The sequence below is a fragment of the Actinomyces oricola genome (assembly GCF_004104015.1).
In the GTDB taxonomy this organism is placed as follows: domain Bacteria; phylum Actinomycetota; class Actinomycetes; order Actinomycetales; family Actinomycetaceae; genus Actinomyces; species Actinomyces oricola.
This window is the reverse complement of record NZ_RYFV01000008.1, coordinates 22,219-41,893: the sequence shown is the minus strand read 5'-3', so window position 1 is coordinate 41,893 and position 19,675 is coordinate 22,219. Positions and strand designations below refer to the sequence as shown.

The 19,675-nt window shown below is 70.5% G+C and carries 20 protein-coding genes; 13 read left to right on the top strand and 7 right to left on the bottom strand.

Annotated features, from left to right (window positions below):
* Positions 1 to 137 precede the first annotated feature (137 nt).
* Positions 138 to 1,055, bottom strand: a complete 918-nt coding sequence (locus tag EUC46_RS04885) for a cation diffusion facilitator family transporter (protein ID WP_128773073.1) — start codon at positions 1,053 to 1,055, stop codon at positions 138 to 140.
* Between the two features lie 323 nt (positions 1,056 to 1,378).
* Between EUC46_RS04885 and EUC46_RS04880 the strand changes: the two genes are divergently transcribed.
* Positions 1,379 to 2,167: a trimeric intracellular cation channel family protein gene (locus EUC46_RS04880; protein WP_421701308.1), complete on the top strand. Its 789-nt coding sequence runs from the start codon at positions 1,379 to 1,381 to the stop codon at positions 2,165 to 2,167.
* A gap of 24 nt (positions 2,168 to 2,191) precedes the next feature.
* Here EUC46_RS04880 and EUC46_RS04875 read toward each other — a convergent pair whose 3' ends face one another.
* On the bottom strand, positions 2,192 to 2,497 hold the full coding sequence (locus EUC46_RS04875; protein WP_128773071.1) for a YtxH domain-containing protein: 306 nt from the start codon (positions 2,495 to 2,497) through the stop codon (positions 2,192 to 2,194).
* A gap of 269 nt (positions 2,498 to 2,766) precedes the next feature.
* On the opposite strand from EUC46_RS04875, the gene EUC46_RS04870 reads away from it, so the two are divergent.
* Positions 2,767 to 3,846: a VIT1/CCC1 transporter family protein gene (locus EUC46_RS04870; protein ID WP_128773070.1), complete on the top strand. Its 1,080-nt coding sequence runs from the start codon at positions 2,767 to 2,769 to the stop codon at positions 3,844 to 3,846.
* Between the two features lie 29 nt (positions 3,847 to 3,875).
* Here EUC46_RS04870 and EUC46_RS04865 read toward each other — a convergent pair whose 3' ends face one another.
* The 3 genes from EUC46_RS04865 to EUC46_RS04855 are packed head-to-tail and all read right to left on the bottom strand — an operon-like array spanning position 3,876 to position 7,479.
* The gene (locus tag EUC46_RS04865) at positions 3,876 to 5,027 is read right to left on the bottom strand and encodes an App1 family protein (RefSeq protein WP_128773069.1); all 1,152 of its coding nucleotides are present in this window, start codon (positions 5,025 to 5,027) and stop codon (positions 3,876 to 3,878) included.
* A 30-nt stretch (positions 5,028 to 5,057) separates the two neighbouring features.
* The gene (locus EUC46_RS04860) at positions 5,058 to 6,317 is read right to left on the bottom strand and encodes an MFS transporter (RefSeq protein ID WP_128773068.1); all 1,260 of its coding nucleotides are present in this window, start codon (positions 6,315 to 6,317) and stop codon (positions 5,058 to 5,060) included.
* 22 nt (positions 6,318 to 6,339) lie between these two features.
* Entirely contained in the window at positions 6,340 to 7,479 is a 1,140-nt protein-coding gene (locus tag EUC46_RS04855) for a variant leucine-rich repeat-containing protein (protein ID WP_128773067.1), read from the bottom strand.
* Between the two features lie 200 nt (positions 7,480 to 7,679).
* Between EUC46_RS04855 and EUC46_RS04850 the strand changes: the two genes are divergently transcribed.
* The 10 genes from EUC46_RS04850 to EUC46_RS04805 all read left to right on the top strand — a co-directional run bounded on the left by EUC46_RS04850 (position 7,680) and on the right by EUC46_RS04805 (position 17,666).
* Entirely contained in the window at positions 7,680 to 8,555 is an 876-nt protein-coding gene (locus tag EUC46_RS04850) for a PP2C family protein-serine/threonine phosphatase (protein WP_128773066.1), read from the top strand.
* Entirely contained in the window at positions 8,552 to 9,613 is a 1,062-nt protein-coding gene (locus tag EUC46_RS04845; protein ID WP_128773065.1) for an FHA domain-containing protein, read from the top strand. The genes EUC46_RS04850 and EUC46_RS04845 overlap by 4 nt, the downstream gene beginning before the upstream one ends.
* 56 nt (positions 9,614 to 9,669) lie before the next feature.
* A complete protein-coding gene (locus EUC46_RS04840; RefSeq protein ID WP_128773064.1) occupies positions 9,670 to 10,476 on the top strand; it encodes an FHA domain-containing protein in 807 nt (268 codons plus the stop codon).
* A gap of 16 nt (positions 10,477 to 10,492) precedes the next feature.
* Entirely contained in the window at positions 10,493 to 11,875 is a 1,383-nt protein-coding gene (locus EUC46_RS04835; RefSeq protein ID WP_128773063.1) for a DUF2993 domain-containing protein, read from the top strand.
* 116 nt (positions 11,876 to 11,991) lie between these two features.
* Positions 11,992 to 13,161 (top strand): AAA family ATPase, encoded by a 1,170-nt coding sequence (locus tag EUC46_RS04830; protein ID WP_128773062.1) that lies wholly within the window; start codon positions 11,992 to 11,994, stop codon positions 13,159 to 13,161.
* Between the two features lie 10 nt (positions 13,162 to 13,171).
* On the top strand, positions 13,172 to 14,134 hold the full coding sequence (locus EUC46_RS04825) for a DUF58 domain-containing protein (protein ID WP_128773061.1): 963 nt from the start codon (positions 13,172 to 13,174) through the stop codon (positions 14,132 to 14,134).
* A gap of 7 nt (positions 14,135 to 14,141) precedes the next feature.
* Entirely contained in the window at positions 14,142 to 14,669 is a 528-nt protein-coding gene (locus tag EUC46_RS04820) for an alpha-amylase (RefSeq protein WP_128773060.1), read from the top strand.
* The gene (locus EUC46_RS04815) at positions 14,663 to 15,715 is read left to right on the top strand and encodes a VWA domain-containing protein (protein WP_128773059.1); all 1,053 of its coding nucleotides are present in this window, start codon (positions 14,663 to 14,665) and stop codon (positions 15,713 to 15,715) included. Before EUC46_RS04820 ends, EUC46_RS04815 begins: the two co-directional genes overlap by 7 nt.
* Complete coding sequence (locus tag EUC46_RS04810) at positions 15,712 to 16,758, top strand: vWA domain-containing protein (RefSeq protein WP_128773058.1); 1,047 nt, start codon at positions 15,712 to 15,714, stop codon at positions 16,756 to 16,758. The genes EUC46_RS04815 and EUC46_RS04810 overlap by 4 nt, the downstream gene beginning before the upstream one ends.
* Positions 16,755 to 17,666 (top strand): hypothetical protein, encoded by a 912-nt coding sequence (locus EUC46_RS04805; protein WP_128773057.1) that lies wholly within the window; start codon positions 16,755 to 16,757, stop codon positions 17,664 to 17,666. The genes EUC46_RS04810 and EUC46_RS04805 overlap by 4 nt, the downstream gene beginning before the upstream one ends.
* A 54-nt stretch (positions 17,667 to 17,720) precedes the next feature.
* Here EUC46_RS04805 and EUC46_RS04800 read toward each other — a convergent pair whose 3' ends face one another.
* Both EUC46_RS04800 and EUC46_RS04795 read right to left on the bottom strand, forming a co-directional pair.
* Positions 17,721 to 18,344, bottom strand: coding sequence for a TetR/AcrR family transcriptional regulator (locus EUC46_RS04800; protein ID WP_128773056.1), 624 nt, complete (start codon positions 18,342 to 18,344; stop codon positions 17,721 to 17,723).
* 43 nt (positions 18,345 to 18,387) lie between these two features.
* Positions 18,388 to 18,885, bottom strand: a complete 498-nt coding sequence (locus EUC46_RS04795; RefSeq protein WP_128773055.1) for an NUDIX domain-containing protein — start codon at positions 18,883 to 18,885, stop codon at positions 18,388 to 18,390.
* A 66-nt stretch (positions 18,886 to 18,951) separates the two neighbouring features.
* On the opposite strand from EUC46_RS04795, the gene EUC46_RS04790 reads away from it, so the two are divergent.
* Positions 18,952 to 19,644, top strand: coding sequence for a M50 family metallopeptidase (locus EUC46_RS04790; protein ID WP_128773107.1), 693 nt, complete (start codon positions 18,952 to 18,954; stop codon positions 19,642 to 19,644).
* The last annotated feature ends 31 nt before the right edge of the window (positions 19,645 to 19,675 follow it).

The following is a 19,675-nucleotide window of genomic DNA, read 5'->3' as shown; positions in this document are numbered from 1 at the left end:
GGCGGGCGCGGGGGCGGCCCGGACCCGCCCGCTCCGGCAGACCAGCAGTGCCCGCCCCGGCGGGCCAGCAGTGCCGGCGGGCGCGGGGGTGGCCCATCATTTCCCATGATCGCCACCGGGCCAATGCAGCGCGCGGTTCAGACGTCCTCAATGTCCTCGTAGCTCTTGGGGTCCTCAATGGGTTCAAGATGCGCCGAGACCCGCAGGCTGGGGTCGGTGGCCACGAAGTCGTCTATGAGCGACTCGGTGAAGTCGTGCCCCTCCTTCACGCTCCAGGTCCCGGGCACCAGGACGTGCAGGTGCATAAAACGACGGTTGCCCGCCTCTCGCACGCGCACCGCATGGAAGTCGATCCGACCCGGCTCGCGGTGGCGCTCCAGCACTGCCTCAATGGGGCCCATGAGCTCGTCAGACGGGGCAATGTCCATGAGCCCGCCCACCGCACCGCGCAGGATCCCGAACCCGGTCCACATAATGTTCAGGCCCGCCAGCAGGGCCACAATGGCGTCCAGGATCGGGGCCTGGAAGAGCGCCACCAGACCGATCCCCACAAGCACCGCCACGGAGGTGACGACGTCGGTCAGCAGGTGCTTGGCGTCGGCCACCAGGACGGCTGAGCCCTCCTGCCGGCCCTTGCGGAGCAGCACCAGGGCCACCGAGCCGTTGAGGACGGCGGCGCACACGCTAATGAACAGGCCCAGCCCGAGCTGCTCGGGCATGACCGGGGTCAGGATGCGTTCAACGGCCGAGACAATAATGAAGGCGGCGGCTACGAACACCATGGAGCCTTCGACTGCCGCTGAGAAGTACTCGGCCTTGGAGTGACCGAAGGGATGGTCGTCATCCGCCGGTTTAATGGCGATCTTCAGGGTCACCAGGGCCACGACGGCGGCCACCAGGTTGACCACCGACTCCGCGGCATCCGAGAGCAGGCCCACCGAGTCGGTAATCCAGGCGGCACCGCCTTTCAACAGGATCGTGGCCAGGGCCGCCGCAATGGACAACCAGGCGTAACCGCTCAGATCCTTGGGCGGGGCGTAGCGCGGAGAAGACACCTTCACATCCTCCCCGGCCCCAAGCCGCCAGGTGAACCCAGTATTCCGGGGCGCCGCAATACCTTCGGGCCCCCGAAGGCGTGGGGATTCCGATGACGGCGCTTGTCTCGGCGCACAACCGCTAGGGTGGCGCCGTGTTGTTCGGCGAGGCGATGGCTGCGGGGGCGGCCGCAGGTTTTCCAGGGATGGCGGATGCGGGCGCAGCGGCCGGAGCGGGGGCGGGCCCTCTGGGGGCCGTGGCGGCCGGCGCCGTCGCAGGCCTGCTGGGGCAGGGGCCCGCAGCCTGTGGGGCGCTCGCCTCCGCCTCCACTTCGGCCGACGTGCTGCCCGCCTCCATTGCTGACGCCACGACTCTCTCCCAGACCTTCCGGGTCCTGGACCTGTCCGGCGTCCTGCTCAATGGCATCCTCGGTGGACTCATCGCCCGGCGCATGAACTTCGACATGGTCGGCTTCGTGGTGCTGGCGATCTTGACCGCCACTGGTGGCGGCATCCTGCGTGACGTCATGATCCAGGCCGGCCCGCCCTTCGCCCTCACCGACCCCTACTACCTGGGCACCGCCTGCGCCGGTGCACTGATCGCCTGGTTCGTCCCCTTCACCTCCAGCCTGGCGCACCGCTTCCTGGTCGTCGCCGACGCCGTCGTTCTGGGCACTTGGGCGGCCACTGGGGCCGCGAAGGCCTTGAGCAACGGCCTGGGGGTCATGCCGGCCCTCCTCCTGGGGTGCTTGACCGCGGTCGGCGGCTCCATGATCCGGGATGTCTCGGTGGGGGAGAGGCCTTCGGTGTTCGGCGGCAATAAGCTCTACGCCGTCCCCGCCCTGTGCTCGGCGGCCACGGAGGTGGCCATGGTGCGGTTGGGCCTGCCCGATGGCGCCGCCATGCTGGCAGCAACCTTGGTCGGGGCCGGAACCTGCCTGCTGGCGTACTGGCGGTCCTGGCGGCTTCCGGTGATCTCCGATCGCGAGCGCCGCCGGGTCCAGCGTCGGGCCGCCCGCACACCGGGGGTGGTGCGCGGCTCCTGGCGCACTCTGGTCATGACCACCTCCAGGTTGTCGGCCGGTGCGCCGGTGCGCCGCCGCCGCAAGCCCCTGGACCCCGAGGACCTGTGAGCAGGGGCTTGACGGCCCGGGTGCTCAGTGCAGGGGGCTCACCTGGGCGTCGTCGACCTTGACGACCGCCGTCTCAGTGGGGCTGGTGGCCTGCGCCCCGAAAAGGCGTTCCTTGACGGCGTCCGCGACCTTGTCCGTCACCGCCTCGCCCTGCTCGCGCACGATCTTGGAGACCTTGGAGGCGGCGGCGTCGACCCGAGTGCGCACGAAGGGCTGCTCAACAATCTTGACCGCGGTGGCCTTGATCCGCTCGTACTGGGCGCGCCCGGCGCGGGTTCCGAGCAGGTAACCGGCGCCGAGTCCGAGGATGAAGGGGATCTTTCCGGACATGGGTGCCTCCTGGAGCTGGTCGCGGCCTGGCCTTGTGCCGCGTCGGCACGGGGACGACGACGGCGCTTGCGGGCCACTCTAACGCCCGTTTCCGGGTGACTCGCGTCGGGGGCCGGATTCAGGGCGAGGCGGGTGCGCCCTACGGGTTTTTCAGCGGCCTCGTGCCGGGAGGCTTCAGTGAGTCGAGGTGTGTCAAGGGCAGGCGCACCTTCGTTAGGTAAGACTTTCTATGCTATACAGGTTTATTAATTGGATCTACCATCGTTGGTATGACGGTCGTCGATACCCCCCGCAGCACTTCTCGTGTCAGCCCCGACGACACGCTCGACGCGCCGGCCGACCAGCACCGCCCGAGGGTCGCAGCGTGTCCCACCGCCCGCTGGCTGGCCCCCCAAGAAGGGGCGACCCAAGAAGGGGCGACCGGTCTGCGCCGGACGGTGAACACCGCCGTTCTGGGAGCCCACCTTGAGCAGCCGTCCGCCGCCCCGACCGTCAGTGCGTCAGTGCCCGCTCCGGCGGCTGGGGCTCCCGCCGCTCCGGCTGCTGAGGCTCCCGCCGGGCCGGCGGCTGCTGAGGCTCCCGCCGGGCCGGCGGCTGCTGAGGCTCCCGCCGGGCCGGGCTCGCCACGGGCTTGGGATGAGCCGGACGGGGTCGCCCGCCACGGCGACGCCTCCTCGCTGGCCTCCCGTCTTAACTGGTTGCGCGCGGGCGTCCTGGGGGCCAACGACGGCATTGTGTCCATTGCCGGTCTGGTCATTGGGGTGGCCGCCGCCGCCCCCACCGCCACCGGCGCCATCTTCACCGCCGGCGTCGCCGGCATTCTCGCCGGCGCGGTGTCCATGGCCGCCGGAGAGTACGTGTCGGTGTCCACCCAATCGGATACCGAGCGCGCCCTGGTGGTCAAGGAGAAAGCCCTGCTGACCACCGACCCCGCCGCCGGCGTCGCCCGCCTGGCCGCCCACTATCGGGCCAAGGGGCTGTCGGCGGTCACTGCCGGCGCCGTCGCCAGGGAACTGAGCGAGCACGACGCCGTGGCCGCCCATCTGGAGGTCGGGCTGGGCCTGAGCGAGGACGAGTACACCAACCCCTGGCATGCGGCGCTGTCCTCAGCCATCGCCTTCACCCTGGGCTCCCTGCTGCCCATGCTCGCCATTGTGCTGCTACCGGTGCCCTTCAAGATCCCGCTGACCTTCGCCGCCGTCGTCGTGGGCCTGGCCCTCACCGGCGGAGTCAGCGCCAAGCTGGGTGGGGCGCCGGTGCGTCCGGCGGTTGTCCGGGTGGTCCTGGGCGGCGCGGTCGCCATGGCGGTGACCTGGGGTATTGGCCACCTCATAGGCGTCACCGTCTGAGCCGTCCGCCCCGGTAGGGGCGGGAACCCTCAGTGGCTGGGGGGCGTCATAATGTCACGGGGGAGGAGCCTGGCCAGTTCGTAGCCATCGCCGCCCACCACCACGGGCACGTCGGCCTCCGCCAGGGTGCGGGCTTCAGGACCCAGACCCATGGGGTGCACGGTGATGCCCCCGGCCAGAACCTGCTGAGCGGGTGTCAGGCGCCTAATGGCAATGGCCGCGATTCGGTCGGAGTGCTCGCGCGCCGCCTCCCCATAGATGAGGGGGTCGTGCTGACCGGAGTCGCCCACGAGTAGCCAGCGGACCTCCGGCAGGTCGATCATGAGCCGGCGCAACTCGGTGCGCTTGTGCTCAATCCCCGAGCGGAACCAGCCGGTATTGGTCGGCCCCCAGTCGGTCATGAGCTTGGGGCCGTCGGGGAAGCCATTGCGCTTGAAGAAGGAGCGCAGGGTCGGCACAACATTCCACGCCCCCGTTGACAGGTACACCATGGGGGTGCCCGGATGCGTCTGCTGGATCCGGGTCAGGAGCTCAGCCATGCCGGGCACCGGCTCGCGGGCCAGGGAGTGCTTGACCAGTTGGTTCCAGGCGGCCACGAGCACGCGCGGCACGTGGGAGACCATGGCCGTGTCGTCAATGTCGGAGACAATGCCCAGGCGGGGGCCGGGCGCCACGACGAGTACCCGGGCACTGACGGCCCCGGCTCCCGCGGCGTCAATCTTCGCCTGGTGCCATCCCGGCGCCAGGCCGTGGCCGCGCACCACCACATTGACGTATCCGCCGCGGTCGGCGCGCGTGCGCACCCGCGAACCGCCCACGGTGACGGTCACTGGCAGGTAGGGCACCGGGACGTCCACGAAAAGGCGCCAGCCGCGCTGGGCCTCCAGAATGCTGGTCATGGCCAGGTCGCGGGCGTCAGCGGCGGAGCCGGGCAGCTTCTCCGGCAGGGAGCGGAACAGGGGGCCCTCGCTGGGGGCGTCCTTGGGGCGCATCACCATACGGCCCAGCACGCGGGCCATCTCGTTGCCCTTCTGCGGCCCGGCACCCTCCGGGGGACCGGCGGCCGAGCCGTAGCCCTCGAAGGGGATGACACGCGGACGCCACCCGCGCCGGCGCAGCGCAGGGATTATGTCAGCGTGAAACCGGTCCTCGGCGGCGCGGGCGATGTCAGAGAAGGGCACTGCCCGATCCTAGATCCTCCGAGGGGCGCCTCACAGGGTATGGCGGGTGTGAGCACGCCGAATGGTGCGCAGCCCCACGAGCGCGGCCAGCACCGCCAGCCAGCCGCACAGCGCCATCAGGAGGTAGCCGCCGTGCGAACCGGCGGCGTCAATGACGCGACCCCCCGCCATGGACCCCAGGGACACCCCGATATTGAGGGCGGTGCCGATCCAGGCCAGGCCCTCGGTGAGTTGAGAGGGGGCCACGGTGACCTGGACAATACTGTTCCCGGCGGTGACTGTCGGTGCGATCGCCATGCCGGTGAGCACCATGAGTGCCGAAAGAACCAGCAGGTTGGGTGCAAGAACAAAGGTCGACGACCCCACGGCCATGACAACGACGCCAGTGAGCAGCTGCTTCCACAAGGGCCACCCCCAGGAGCGCGAGCCGTAGACCAGGGCCGCCATGAGGGAGCCCACCGCCCATGCCGCCAGCACCACCCCGGCGGCGGACTTGCGCCCCATCTCGGTGGCGAAGGCGACGGCGGTGACGTCGTTGACCCCGAACAGGGCCCCGGAGAACATGAACACGGCGACAATGGCCAGCACCGCCCCGTGGAACAGGACGGGCTTGGAGCGCTGGGGAACCAGGGCGAGCAGGTCCTCCACCTCTCCGGCCTGACGGCGCGCCGGTCGGGAGGGGCGCGGGTGAGCCGGCGGCTCGGTGGCGCGCTGGGCCAGGAACCACAGACCCCCGCCCACTTGGAGGATCAAGGTGGCCGTCCACCCGGCGGTCACCGGCAGGAAGGGTGCGGTGCACAGGGCGGTGGCCAGCACCGGGCCAACGATGAAGGCGACCTCGTCCAGGGCGGCCTCCAGGGAGAAGGCAATGTGGATGTCCTCAGGAGTGGACAGCAATGCCGTCCAGCGCGAGCGCACCAGGGAGCCCATGGACCCGCCCAGGCCCCCGGATGTGGCGGCCAGGGCCATGAGGGCCCATAGGGGGGCGCGGGCGCCGGCGGCCAGGATCAGGCCAACCAGGGCCAGCCCCGAGACCACCAGCGCCGGGCGCATAATGCGGGCCTGACCGTGGGTGTCGACGAACCGGGCCAGGATGGGGGAGCCAATGGCGGCGGCCACAATATGGGCGGCGCTGACAGCGCCGGCGTCGGAGTAGTTCTGGTAGAGGTCCTGGATGGCCAGAATTGTGGAGATGCCCACCATGGACATGGGGAAGCGGGCCAGAAGGCCCGCCAGGGAGAAGGTCCAGGCGCCGCGCTGGCGCAGGATACGGCTGTAGGGGCTGGGCATGCTCGATGTGTGCGCCCGCCCCCTAGCGGGAGGTGCCCTGGGCCCCGCTGCGGGCGATCGTGAATCCCTGTCCGCTGACCTGACTCCAGCACTCAACACCGGTCTCGGTCGAGGTGCAGGCGAAGGTGCCGTGGGTGGCGGACGAGCCGTAGTTCAAGGTCGCACCCGAGGGGGAGAAGGGCGTGCCGCAGGTGCCGGTGGCTTGGCCATTGGTGCCCACAGACGCCGTGAAGGGTTGAGAGATTCCCTGAGAACAGGAGGCGTCGGTCGAGGTGAAGCTGTGCTCGTTAATGGTGCAGCTCACTGAGCTCTCCCCCAGGGTGCAGGTGATATTGCCGCTGGGAGAGGTGAAACTGGTCATCTCAACGGCCCCGGCCGGGGCCGGGTAGCGCAGCTCCGGAGTGGGGCTCGGGGTGGGGCTGGGGGTCGGGGTGGATGAGGGGGTCTGCGAAGGGGTCCGCGTGGAGGCGGACGGCTTGCTCTCCTGGCTCTGGGAGGGCTTGGCGGAGTTGGCGGAGGGGGCCGGGTCGGAGGAGCCGGAGGTGAAGAACCAGGTGGCCACGGCCACCACCAGGAACAGGACCACGCAGGAGAGCACCCACAAAATCGCCCCACCGCGGTGGCGCTCGGGCTCGGCCGGGGGCTCGCCGCCCAGACCGAAGATGCCGGCCTCGGCGCCTGACGGGGCCCACGCCTGGGCTGCGGCGTCGGGGGCCTGAACAGCGGTTGGCGCCGACGGCGGGACGCCCTGCCAGGCCTGGTTCGGTTGAGGAAGACCGGCGAGGGCTTGTGTGGGCGATCCCATCTCCGTGGGGGCGGCGCCGGGGGGCAGGGCCTGGGTGGGTGCGCCCGCCGTGGGGGCGGCGCCGGGGGGCAGGGCCTGGGTGTCGGCGCCAACGGCGGCCTGCGGCTGTGTCGGTGCGTCCACTGCCGGGAGGGGGGCCGTGCTGGAGATCTGTTCGCTGCCGCGCGCTGCCAGCGCCGCGTCGACTGCGGGATCCCCCAGGGAGCCGAGCCAGTCGAGAAGATCGGGGTAGGTGCGCGGATTTGCAGCGATGTAGGGCCGCAGGCCGGGGTAGTCCTGGGCGAGTTCGTGAAGAGTCTCGAGTGGGGCCTGCGGGTCCTGAGCTCGTGCAACGAGGTCATCCGGTGCCTGAGACATGCTGGATCCTTCGGAATGGTCTGGGGAGAGCATGCCCCTCCACGCCGTCGGGTCGCCGGGGAAGGACATCGGGTGGCGGGTCGCGGGTGCCGCCCGCTACGAGCCTACCTGAGGGCTTCAATCCGGGGCTTGTGCCGGTATCGTCACGTTTGGTGGCTCACCTCTCAGGCCCCGCCGCCCCGAGCAGACAGGATATGGCGATGAGCGAAGCGACATCATCCCGGGAGCAGGTCGTGCTGCTCGCACCCGCGGCCGGGGCGGCCACCGACGTGGGACGCTTCCGCTCCGTCAATGAGGACGGCTACCTCGCCGCCGCTCCCGCCTTCATTGTCGTGGACGGCATGGGCGGGCACGCCCTGGGCCGCGCCGCCACCCAGAAGGCCCTGGACGCCCTCGCCCCGCTGTCCGGCACCTGCATTACCGACCAGGGCACGGTGGTCGACGCTGTTGTCGCCGCCGGAGAGGCGGTCGCGGCAATCCCCTCGGAGTCCTCGCACCGGCCCGGCGCCACCATTGCCGGTGTGGTTGCGGCGGACCTGCCCGAGGGCCGCACCTGGATTGTGCTCAACATTGGGGACGCCCGCGTCTACCTGCGGCGCTCGGGTGCGCTTCGACAGGTCACCCGCGACCACTCCCAAGTCCAGGCCCTCATCGACGCCCGTCTCCTCACCCCGGCCGAGGCGCGCCGGGACCCGCGGCGCAACGTGGTCACCCGCGCCCTGGGGGCGGGAATCTCAGGGCCAGCGGTCCCCGATATCCACCTCCTGCCGATTGAGGCCGGGGACCGCCTGCTCGTCTGCTCCGACGGGCTCAGCGACGAACTCGATGATGAGACTTTGGACACAATACTCTCGGCCGGGGCGGACGCCCAGCGCACTGCTGAGCACGCCGTTGCCGCCGCCCTGGAGGCCGGTGGGCACGACAATGTCACCGCCCTGGTGGTCGACGCCCCCGCCGAGCCCGAGGAGGCCGGCTTTGAGGCGACTGATACCGCGGGGGCGGGCGGCGAGGAGTCCCGCACCGGGGGGCGCCGTGCTCCTGAGAATCCTGAGAACGGCACGGGGCACCAGCGGTGACGGGCTCCAGCGGCGCGACACCGACGGAGGGTGACGACGGCGTCATTCGGGTGGTGGGACTCTACGGCACCGCCGAGCTCAGTGCCCTGGCGCCTCCGCACACGGCTCAGCAGGTGCTCGACGCCCTGGGGGGACCGCTGCCCCAGACCGCTTCCCCCCTCCAGGCCGCCCAGGACGGCGCGCGCGTCACCGAGCTTCTCAGCGGCGACCTCATTGCGCAGGTGCTTGGGACCCCCGCCGGGGCCACTCTGACCTGGGGCGAGGAGGACGAGGCCCAGGCCAATGCGTCTGTCGTCGAACTCCCCGACCCTCCCGGCCCGCCCGCCCCGCGCCCCCACCCCCAGCCCAGGCCCGGCTCAGGGCGACGGCGCCGTAAGGCGGTCCGGTCGGCCGACGGGAACGGCGGGCCGGACAGCGGCAAGGTCGCCTCACCGCCGTCGTCTCACTCCTCGGACGCATCGAGTGCTACGAGCATGGATAGTGGCGCCCATCCGACCCAGGTCATGCCCGCCACCCAGGCCCAGTCCGTCACCGCCGGCTCACCCGGATCCGTTACCCCGCCCGAGGGGGCCACGGCGCCCTTCACCCCTATTGACACCGGCCCCCTCGTGGCGGCCGTCTTGTGCACCGCCGGGCACGCCAACCCGCCCGGCGCCACCGCCTGCCAGAGCTGCCGAGCGCCCCTGACCGGCGAGATCCGCAAGGTTCCCTGCCCTATGCTGGCCACGCTGGCCCTGTCCACAGGGGAGGCGGTGGCGGTGCGCGGCGACGTCGTCATTGGGCGGGCCCCCCAACAGATGCCCGGCAGCGAGCCCGGAACCCAGGCCCTGGTGCCCGTGCCCAGCCCCACGCACCTGGTCTCCCGCTCCCACCTGGTGGTGACCACCAAGGGCTGGAACCTGTTAGCACGGGATCTGGGATCGAACAATGGGACGGTCTTGGTGCGACCGGGCAACGCGCCAGTGCTCCTCGCTTCGGCTCTGCCGACACCGCTGCTCGTGGGAGACTTTCTGGACCTGGGCGACGGTGTCACTGTGAGGATCGAGGCCCCACTATGAGGCCCAAGCCCATACATCCGCGCCGTCAAGGCCCATGCCTGGGAAGGAGACCACCCTTGAGCGACCTGACGTGGACCGACCTGCCATCGGTTGACCCGGAGAGCCCCGACGAGCTCGTCCTCGACTTCTCCGGCGAGGTTCACCGCATCCCCCCCGATAAGAGCTTCGTCATTGGGCGCGGCGGCGACCTCGATATTGACGACAATCCCTACCTGCACCGGCGGTTCCTGGCGCTCTCACGTGACAATGGGCTGTGGTGGGTGTCCAACGAGGGAAGCCGCCTGTCGGCGACACTCACCGACGGCGACGGCCTGGTCCAGTCCCGGTTGGCGCCGGGGGCCCGCATACCCCTGGTCTTCCCGCGCGTCATCCTGACGTTCTCCGCGGGCCCCACCACCTATGAGATCAACCTCATTACCAGCGGTGAGGACCACTTCGCAGGGATCACCGGCACCCAGCAGTCCAGCGGGCAGACCACCATTGGGGTGACCCCCATGACTCGCACCCAGCTGCTGCTCGTGCTGGCGCTGGCCGAGCCGGTGCTGCGGCGCGCCGGGACGGGCGCCGCCGAGATCCCCTCCTCCGCCGCAGCAGCAGCGCGCCTGGGCTGGCCGTTGACGAAGTTCAACCGCAAACTGGACAACGTCTGCGAGAAGCTCGACCGGGTGGGGGTGCGGGGACTGCGCGGCGGGCGCGCGGCGGGGGCCGCCTCGAACCGGCGCACCGCCTTGGTGGAGCACGCCGTGTCCACCCTCATGGTCACCGCTGAGGACCTGCCCATGCTTGATGAGGAGTTCGCCGCCAATCAGGCCGCGGCCGCCTCGGCGGGGACGACGCCGGCGCGACGCGGTGAGGAGAAGTAGTTGAGGAGAAGTAGTCGTGAGTTCGACGACGCCGCGCGAGCCTGAGGAGAGCCAGCACCTGAACCGGGCCCGGACCGAGCCGGTGCCTGCGCCGCTCCAGGCCCCGGCCCACAGTCCTGAGCAGGAGTCGGCCGGGGATCCGGCCCAGGATCTTGCCGCGGTTCCCACCGGGGGCGTGCCGGAAGACTCCACTTGGGCCCGCCCCGGTGACCCCGCCGGGGCCGTGCCGGAAGACCCCGCCGGGGGCGGGCCGGGAGACCCCACTTGGGCCCGGCCCGGCGACCCCGCTGGGGCCGTGCCGGAAGACCCCACCGGGGGCGGGCCCTTGGCCCCGGCCGGGGGGTCGGCCTTCGCGGCCGCCATGGAGCAGCTGACAGTGCCCGCACCCCCGCTCAAGGCTCCAGATGAGCCCACCGCCGCCCAGTCGTCCGCCCTCATGGAGACCGCCTGGCTGGACGCCGCCGCCGTGGACTTCGCCGCTGCGGGCGAGTCCTCCCCTGTGAGCCCTGCGAGTGCCGAGAGGGACGAAGAGGAGGATGAAGGGGCTTACTTCGACGAGGAGGCTGACGAGGACGAGGCTGACGAGGGGAGCGGCCGGGGCGCCGCGTCCAAGAAGCGCTTGAAGGTCGCGCCCAGGCGCCGCCGGCGGCGCGGGAGGATTGCGCTGGCCGTGGTCCTGGTCCTCATCCTGGCGCTCGCCGGGGCCGGGTGGGGCCTGGAGATGTATCTGCGCTCCCAGGTGTCCGCCACCATTCGCCAGGGCCTGCCCGGGCTCTCCCAGGACGCCCAGATCACCACCGAGGGGCTGATCACTCCCCAGATCCTGCGCGGCACCCTGGAGACCCTGAGCATTGACGCCGACTCGCTGACTCTGGAATCCGGGGGCGGGAGCGCCCCAGCCACCGGCGGTTCGTCGATCACGCTCTCAGAGTTCAGCGTCCACGTCACCGACTTGAGCTTGAAGGCGCCCTACACCGCCCAGGAGTTCTCCGGCACTGGGACCATTAGCTGGGATGATGCCACCTCCCTGGCCGCGGGCATCTCCACCAACCTGCCACCTCTGACGCTGAAGCCCGATACTCTGAGCACCGACACCGATCCCGGCACCATCCTGGCCGAGTCCTCCTTCGGCGTCGAACTGCAAGTCGGCATTACCCCCTCGGTGACGGCCGAGGGCGGGCTCCTGTTGTCCGTGTCCTCGATCACGGTGGCAGGCTCTGGTTTGAGCGTCGATATCCCCGACTTCGCCGTCGGCGCCCTCACCGGGCTGACCGGCAATGAGTCAGTGGAGATCGGCCCCGAGCTCCTGCCCGCCGGTTTGAAAATCACCGCCGTGAAGGTGACTCAGAAGGGGCTTGCGCTGACGCTGTCGGGTACCAACGTGTCGCTCGGCTCCTGACCGGCTCCTGACCAAGGGGCACTTATCCCCATGGTCATGGGCTGGGGGTGGGCCGGCCGACGTAATAGCCTGCGGTTGGCGCCGGTTGACCCGGCCCGGCCCATACGAGGAGGACGATGAGCACCCAGCCTGAGCAGCACTACGGCACCTCGAGCCCGAGCACGGCGCCCCCCGTGCTCAGTGAGCTGCCCCCCTCGGTGGCGCCGCCGGCATCGCCGCCACGGGGCTCGTCCTACCCCGACACCGGCCCCCTGCCCGCGCGCAGCGAGCTGCGCCGCGAGGCGGAGCGCACCTCCCGGTCCACCGCCTCCCCGGAGGAGGACGTGGCGCGCGCTGGCGACCTGCTCAAACGGGTCAGGCGCATCTTCTCTGAACGGGTCGTGGGCCAGGAGCGCCTGCGCATCGCCATGGTCTCAGCCCTCATTGCCAGCGGGCACGTCCTGCTGGAATCCGTGCCCGGCCTGGCCAAGACCACCGCCGCCCAGACCCTGGCGGCAGCCGTCTCCGGCTCCTTCCACCGCATCCAGTGCACCCCTGACCTCATGCCCAACGACATTGTGGGCACCCAGGTCCTGAACTACCAGACCGGGGAGATGACCACCCAGCTGGGGCCGGTCCACGCCAATATTGTCCTGCTCGATGAGATCAACCGCTCCAGCGCCAAGACTCAATCCGCAATGCTGGAAGCCATGCAGGAGCGGCAGACCTCCATTGGCGGCGTCGTCTACGCCCTGCCCCACCCCTTCATGGTTCTGGCCACCCAGAACCCCATTGAGGAGGAGGGCACCTACGTCTTGCCCGAGGCGCAAATGGACCGCTTCCTCATGAAGGAGGTCCTGACCTACCCGCGTCCGGCCGAGGAGGCCGACATCCTGGACCGCATTAGCCAGGGGGCCTTCGATCAACCGATCACCACCGAGCCCATTAGCACCCGGGACGTGGAGTGGCTTCAGGGCGCTGTTGAACGCGTCTACGTCGATCCGGTCATTAAGCAGTACATTGTGGCCCTGGTCAACACCTCCCGCGGTGGCGGCCCGCGCCCGGTTCCCGGCATTGAGCGGCACGTGCGGGTGGGGGCCTCCCCGCGCGGCGGTATTGCCCTCATGAAGGTCTCCCAGGCCATTGCTCTGCAGGCCGGGCGCACCTATGTCACCCCCGACGACGTCGGCCTGCTGCGCCACGCCATCTTGCGCCACCGGCTGGTGCTCACCTATGACGCCTTGGCCGACGACGTCGCCCCGGAGTCGATCATTGACGCGATCTTCGCCGCCGTCCCCACCCCGTGAACCCACCGCCATGACCGCCTCAGCCTCGCCCCTGCCCGACGTGCCGTCCTCGCGCGGCTCGCGGCTGGCGCGTGCGCGCGGACGCATAGCCCTGCCGACCCTGCGGCGGGCCACCGGCATGCTCGATGGGCGCCACAAATCCGTGTTCATCGGGCACGGCCAGGACTTCGACGACCTCAGCGAGTATCGGCCCGGCGACGACGTCTCCGACATTGACTGGAAGGCCTCGGCCCGCCTGGGCCTGCCCGTCATTAAGCGTTACCAGCGTGAATCCAATCTGCCGCTGGTCCTGGCCGCGGACACCGGGCGCACCATGGCGGCCCAGGCGCCCAGCGGTGAGGACAAGCGCTTCCTGGCCATGGCGGTGGCTGAGATCATGGCCTACCTGGCCCGTATGCGGGGGGACTCCATTGCCCTGGTGGCGGCCGACGCCGGTCGTATTGTCACCCGCCCTCCGCGCGCCGGCGCCGAGCACGCCGAAACCCTTCTGGCCCGACTCGCCCGCCAGTACGACGCCCTGGATGCAATGGGGGCCGAGTCGGGGCAGGCCCCGCCCTCAGCCGTGCCGGTGCTCCTGGAGCGCGTGAGCACCTGGCACCGGCGCCGCAGCCTCGTGGTCCTCATTACCGACACCGCCCACCCCGGACCCGACGCCACCGACTGGTTGCGTCGCCTCTCCGCCCAGCACGAGCTCATTGTCATCCAGATCGCTGATGATCTGCCGCTGCGCCCGGGCGCCGGTCGCACCCGTGATGTTGAGGTTGATGGGGAACTGCCCGCCTTCCTGCGCGAGGACGCCGATCTGGCCGCCCGGCTCGCCCAGGTCGAATCCGCTCGCCGCGCCGCCATCACCGCCCTGCTCGACGCCCGCCACCTGGAGCACACCGCCATTGGCTCTGAGGAGACCCTTGTGGACTCCATTGCCCAGATCCTGGGGCGCCAGCGCTTGGCCATGTCCCGGGGCCGGAGGTGAGACGACCATGACGATCTCCTACGTCGACCCCGTCCTCATGCCCGTGTGGATGCTGGTGGTTGCCGTCGTGTGCCTGCTGACGGCCTTGACCTGGCTGCTGCGGACCTTCCTGGTCACCCGCCGGGACACCGCCTTAGAGGTTGGCGACATCCCCATGGCCCCCAGGGACCGGCGCAAGTGGGGTGCGCGGGTGAAGAAGGCCGCCGCCCGCTTCCATGCCGGTGAGACCGACCTGCGCGGCCTGCACCTGGAGCTGGCCGAGATTATGCGTGGTTTCGCCACCGCCCGCTCCGGGGCGGACATTGAGTCGGCCACTGTCACCGAGATCCTTGACATGGCGCAGACCTCCGGCCCGCGCTCGGTCCAGGAGCGCCTGCGCCGGGTGCGCCACGACGGCCGCCCCCTGGACACCAACCCCCTGGGGCGAGTCGGTGAGCTGTTGGCCATCTGGGAGCAGCCCTCCTTCGACCGGGAGCCCGACGCCGCAGCGGAGGCGGCCATTAAGCACGCCCAGGAGGTGGTGACCCAATGGTGATGCCCTGGCTCACAGGACTGGTCCTGGTCCTGGTCCTCATTCTCGTATTGCTGGCACTCGGCGGCGCCCTGCCCGGTGGGGCCCGGCGCGGCGAGGATCGGGTTGCGCGCAAAGTCGCCAACTCCGGCCCCCTGCTCGCCTCCCCCCTGGTGCGTCGCCGCCTGGCACTGCGCCGCGGCCTGCATGTGCTCCTGGGGGTCATGATCATGGTCTGCCTGGTGGGCGCCGCCGGGATTGCGGGGCGCCCAGTGGCCCGCTCGGTCCACTCCGAGGCCCTGGCCAGCCGCGATATCGTCCTGTGCCTGGATGTGTCCACCTCCATGGTGACCGTGGACGCCGAGGTGCTCAATACCTTCAGCACACTGATCAAGGAGTTCGACGGCGAGCGCGTGGCGCTGGTGGTCTGGAACTCCACCGCCCAGACCATGGTGCCGCTCACCGACGACTACGACCTCCTCCAGGACCAGTTCGACGAACTCAGCGAAGTCCTCGACTTCTCGCCCTACTACGGCAACCCCGACCTGGACCGCTATTTCGAAACCTTCCCCGGGGCGCTGTCCGACAGCGTCTCCGGCTCCTCCCTGGCCGGCGATGGCCTGGCCTCCTGCACCCTGGCCTTCGACCAGCCCGTGGAGGAGCGCTCCCGCTCCATTATCCTGGCCACCGACAACCAGGTCGTGGACCTAGGCCACACGCAGGTCTACTCCCTGTCCGAAGCCGCCGACCTGCTCGCCGAGCAGAACATCCGGCTTTTCTCCCTCTTCGCCGCCGCCGACCTCGAGTCCGACCCCTGGGTGTCGGGCATTGACGTGGAAGGGGCCCGCGCCGAACTGGAGTCGGTGACCACTGCGCACAACGGCCGCTTCTATGAGATTACTGACGTCGACGCCACCAGCTCAATCGTCAAGGAGCTGGAGCAGGATCAGGCCAATGAACTCACCGCCGACTCCGAGGTACGCATTACCGACACCCCCCAGCGGTGGGTGACTGCCCTGGCCCTAGGGGTTCTGACCCTGCTGGGACTGACCGCATGGAGGCGCGCATGAGCCTGCACCCCATGATCCCCTGGCCCCTGCTGGTGCTCCTGGCCCTGGTCCTGGGGGCCCTGCTGTGGGTCAGCGCCCAGTGGCTGTGGCGCCGCGGCTCCGATCCGGGCGCGAGGATGAGCCTGTGGCGGCGGGTGGCGCTGAGCCTGACGGTGCTGCTCATTCTGGCCGGGCCCAGTGTCAACGCCTCCTGGGCCACCCAGGTCTCCAATGTGGAGATCTACCTGGTGGTGGACCGCACCGGCTCCATGGGCGCCGAGGACTGGGCCGGGGGCGGTGGAACCCGACTCGACGGCGTGCGCTCGGACCTGGCGGCCGTCCGCGAGGCCTTCCCCGACGCCCGCTTCTCCATCCTGGCCCTGGACTCCACCGCCGCCCGCGAGCTGCCGCTGACCAGCGACGTGGACGCCGTCGACTCCTGGATCGGCTCCCTGCACCAGGAGATCACGCAGCGCTCCTCGGGCTCCTCCCTGGAGCGCGCCCTGCCCCTGCTGGCCCAGACCCTGGCCAACGCCGCTGAGGAGGACCCCGAGGATGTCCGGCTGGTCTACATCCTCTCCGACGGCGAAGCCACTGATGACGGCAAGGCGGCCCAGGAGGTCGCCGCCCAGGGGCTGAGCTGGCAGATGCTCGCCGAGCTGGTCGACGGCGGGGCGGTGCTGGGCTACGGCACCCCCGAGGGCGGCTCCATGCGCGAGTTCGACGGCAGCGCCGACCCCAATGCCAACTACATTGAGGACCCGGCCACCGGTGAGGCCGCCGTCTCCGTGCCCGACACCGAGGAACTTACCAATGTGGCGGCGGCCCTGGGCCTGCCCTACATCCAGCGCACCGGGGCCGATGACGCCCCCACTAGCGATTTCACCAGCGTGGACGTCCAGGCCGCCCTGACCGATGGGCGGGAGCGCAAGCGCGACCGCCAATACGTGGTGTGGCCACTGGGCCTGGTCGCCGTTGGCCTGCTCGCCTGGGAGGCGGTGGCGCTCATCCGCGCCGATCGCGCCCTGCGGCGGATGGTCCCGGCCTTGAGGGGGATGCGATGAGGGACAGCCGCGGACGCGAAGAGAAGGACACCCCCGCGGCGCCGGTGCCGGTCGCCGGCGGGGCGCCGGCGACCGGCACCGCCGCGAGCCCGCAGACCCCCCGGGCCTCCAACTCACCGGATGCCGGCGAGGGGAGGGCGGACCCCCCGAGCGCCGAGGAAGACCCCCGCTGGCGTGCCGCGAGGCTGGCGCGCCGGCGCCGCCTCCTGCTCATTGGCGGCCTGCCGGCACTACTGGCGTTGGCCGCGGCCGGGTGGCTGGGTTTTGTGAGCCTGTGGACTATGGGCGGCAACCAGGCCTTCGTCCACAAGGATTACCCCACCGCGGTGAGCCGCTACCGCACGGTGGCCCGGGTCAACCCGTGGCTGGAGCAGTGGCGGGTGTACTTCAACCTGGGCACCGCCGAATTGGCGGCCGACCGGCTTGACGACGCCCTGACCGACCTGACGACGGCCCTGGCCGCCGCCCCACCGGCCTCCATGGTGACGGTCGACAGGGGCGACGGCAGCACAGACCGGGTCAAGGACCCCTCCTCGCCGGAGTGCATGGTGCGCACCAACCTTTTCGCCACCCACCTGGTCCTGGCCTCCAAGGCCCGGGACGCCGGGGACACCGCCGGCGCCGAGGCGCAGACCGCCGCGGCCACCGAGGCCGCCGACACCTGCGAGGTCCCTCCCGCCCAGCAGAATCCGGACCCGACGCCACCCACCCCCTCGACCAGCCCGTCGCCCAGTCCCTCCGCGAGCCCATCGCCCAGTCCCTCCGCGAGCCCATCACCGAGCGCATCAACCTCCCCCTCACCGAGCCCAACGCCGACTGACGCCAAGCGCGAGGAACTGGAGCGGCGCAATAGGGAGGCCAATGAGTCGGACGGGACGGATTCCGTCACGGACGGCCGCCGCTGGTGAGCCGCAGGCGCACGTCCGCGCCTGTCTGAAGCTGTGATAATGGGGCGCCGCGGCTCAAATCGGGGTGGGCACGGGGTGGTCGGGAACGACCGCTCCCACCCCGCGCAGCACGAAGGTGTCCAGCGCCTGCAGGTAGGCGGCCCGCGCCTGCGGGTCGGTGGGGGTTGGGCGCCCGCCCATGACGCAGGCGTGGATCAAGGGGATGAGCTGGGCCGGGTCCTGTCGGGGGATGGCCCCGGCCTCCATGGCCTCAGTGAGGATCTGGGCGAGCATGTGCGTGACCTGTCCGGCGTGGGCGCGCAGCCGCCCGGCGGTCCCCTGGGAGACCGTGGTGGACAGGGGGCCGGTGGTGGGGAAGTGGTAGTGGCTCTTGATCAGGGCCTGCTGGCGCACGTAGATGCGCAGCTGATCGACGGGGTCCTCGGTGTCGATCAGGCAGCGGGTGAGTTCGGCGCCGAAGCGCCTGCTCTCGTACTCCATAAAGGCCAGAAGAAGATCCTCCTTGTCGGCGAAATGGTTGTAGACGGCTGTGCGGCCCACACCCGCCTGGGCGGCGACATCGGAGAGAGTGATCTTGTCGAAGGCGCGTTCGCTCATAAGCGTGGACAAGGCCTCGAAGAGGGCTGCGCGCGTGCGCTGACGATGCTCGGACAGTGAGTTACCCATGATCTTCGGCACGGCGGTCAGCCTAGTCGACAAGGTGACGAATGCGCGAGAAGCGTCAGAAAACCGAGGTGAGCAGGGCGCGGAGGGCTCGCACAATCGGCTCGTCGGCGGACAACCATCCCAGCTCCCCCAGCCCCTCCAGGCCAACCCAGCGCATGTCCTCATGGTCACCGCCCCGCCGGGGACCATGCCCGGGGACGGCGGGCTCGGCCAGCCACACCCGCATTCGATAGCCGTTGAGTACCGGCCAGGCCGGGGCGTCGTCGCCCGGCCCCCGGCGTTGGCCCGGGGCGGGCGGCGCCACCGCCAGGCGGGCCGGCGGGGGCAGCTCAGCCCCCAGGCGCACCTCCAGGCTGATCTCCTCGCGCAGCTCGCGGCGCAGGGCCACCGGCGGTGTCTCGCCGGGGTCGACCTTGCCGCCGGGCAGCTCGTAGAGGCCCGCGTGCTCAGGCGGGTAGGAGCGGGCGGCGCACAGCATCGCCGTCGGATGCGACAGGCTGTCCAGGACGGCGGCGGCCACGACCAGGCGGGGGGTGGGGGAGGGTGTGGACATGGAGTGACCCTACATAGCGAGTCCACAGGCGCTCCTGGCACACTGCCGGACGTGAGTTCTGACGGAATGAACCTGTGGCATGAGCTTGTTGTGCGCGTCTCCGGTACCGGTGCGCCCTCGGTGTTCGAGCTGTGGCCCGCCCTGGCCATGGGGGTGCTGGTGGTGGCCTGGCCCACGGCCAGGCGCTGGGGACGGGCCCTGGTCACCATTGTTCACGAGGCCGGGCACGGTTTCGTCGGCATTCTGGTGGGGCGCAGGTTCGAGGGGTTCGTGGTCTCCCGGGAACTGGGCGGGCACGCCATTACCGCGGGCAAAACCCGGGGGCCGGGGCGGGTGCTCACCACGTGGGCGGGCTACCCGGCGCCGGCCCTGCTCGGGGCGGTGACGGTGGCCGTCGCCATGCGGGGGTGGAGCGGCGCCCTCCTGATCCTCGCCGCGGTGGCCTTCGTGGTCCTGCTGCTCATGTCGCGATCGCTGCGCACCGCCGTGCTCGTGGTGTGCGCCATTATTGCGACTGGCGCCCTGTGGTGGTGGGGCTGGCATTGGCGCGACGGCGTGCTGGTTGGAGTCGGACTGGCGCTGCTCGTGGGTGCGTGGGACTCTCTGCGAGACGTTGCCTCCTCACGGGACGCCGGCCAGGACCACCGAACCCTGGCCCAACTCACTGTCCTGCCTGCCTGGTTCTGGCTGGTGACGTGGTTCCTTGTCGATGCGGCCGCCAGCGCTGTGGCGGTTAAGGCGTTACTGGCGGCCTTTTGAATGGCTGGCGGCGGCTCGGCGGCCGGGCCGC

Excerpts from the sequence above, each read along its gene's own strand:
- EUC46_RS04875 (WP_128773071.1), bottom strand. The coding sequence starts at position 2,497 with ATGTCCGGAAAGATCCCCTTCATCCTCGGACTCGGCGCCGGTTACCTG.
- EUC46_RS04870 (WP_128773070.1), top strand. The coding sequence starts at position 2,767 with ATGACGGTCGTCGATACCCCCCGCAGCACTTCTCGTGTCAGCCCCGAC.
- EUC46_RS04860 (WP_128773068.1), bottom strand. The coding sequence starts at position 6,317 with ATGCCCAGCCCCTACAGCCGTATCCTGCGCCAGCGCGGCGCCTGGACC.
- EUC46_RS04855 (WP_128773067.1), bottom strand. The coding sequence starts at position 7,479 with ATGTCTCAGGCACCGGATGACCTCGTTGCACGAGCTCAGGACCCGCAG.
- EUC46_RS04850 (WP_128773066.1), top strand. The coding sequence starts at position 7,680 with ATGAGCGAAGCGACATCATCCCGGGAGCAGGTCGTGCTGCTCGCACCC.
- EUC46_RS04830 (WP_128773062.1), top strand. The coding sequence starts at position 11,992 with ATGAGCACCCAGCCTGAGCAGCACTACGGCACCTCGAGCCCGAGCACG.
- EUC46_RS04825 (WP_128773061.1), top strand. The coding sequence starts at position 13,172 with ATGACCGCCTCAGCCTCGCCCCTGCCCGACGTGCCGTCCTCGCGCGGC.
- EUC46_RS04820 (WP_128773060.1), top strand. The coding sequence starts at position 14,142 with ATGACGATCTCCTACGTCGACCCCGTCCTCATGCCCGTGTGGATGCTG.
- EUC46_RS04815 (WP_128773059.1), top strand. The coding sequence starts at position 14,663 with ATGGTGATGCCCTGGCTCACAGGACTGGTCCTGGTCCTGGTCCTCATT.
- EUC46_RS04810 (WP_128773058.1), top strand. The coding sequence starts at position 15,712 with ATGAGCCTGCACCCCATGATCCCCTGGCCCCTGCTGGTGCTCCTGGCC.
- EUC46_RS04805 (WP_128773057.1), top strand. The coding sequence starts at position 16,755 with ATGAGGGACAGCCGCGGACGCGAAGAGAAGGACACCCCCGCGGCGCCG.
- EUC46_RS04795 (WP_128773055.1), bottom strand. The coding sequence starts at position 18,885 with ATGTCCACACCCTCCCCCACCCCCCGCCTGGTCGTGGCCGCCGCCGTC.
- EUC46_RS04790 (WP_128773107.1), top strand. The coding sequence starts at position 18,952 with ATGAACCTGTGGCATGAGCTTGTTGTGCGCGTCTCCGGTACCGGTGCG.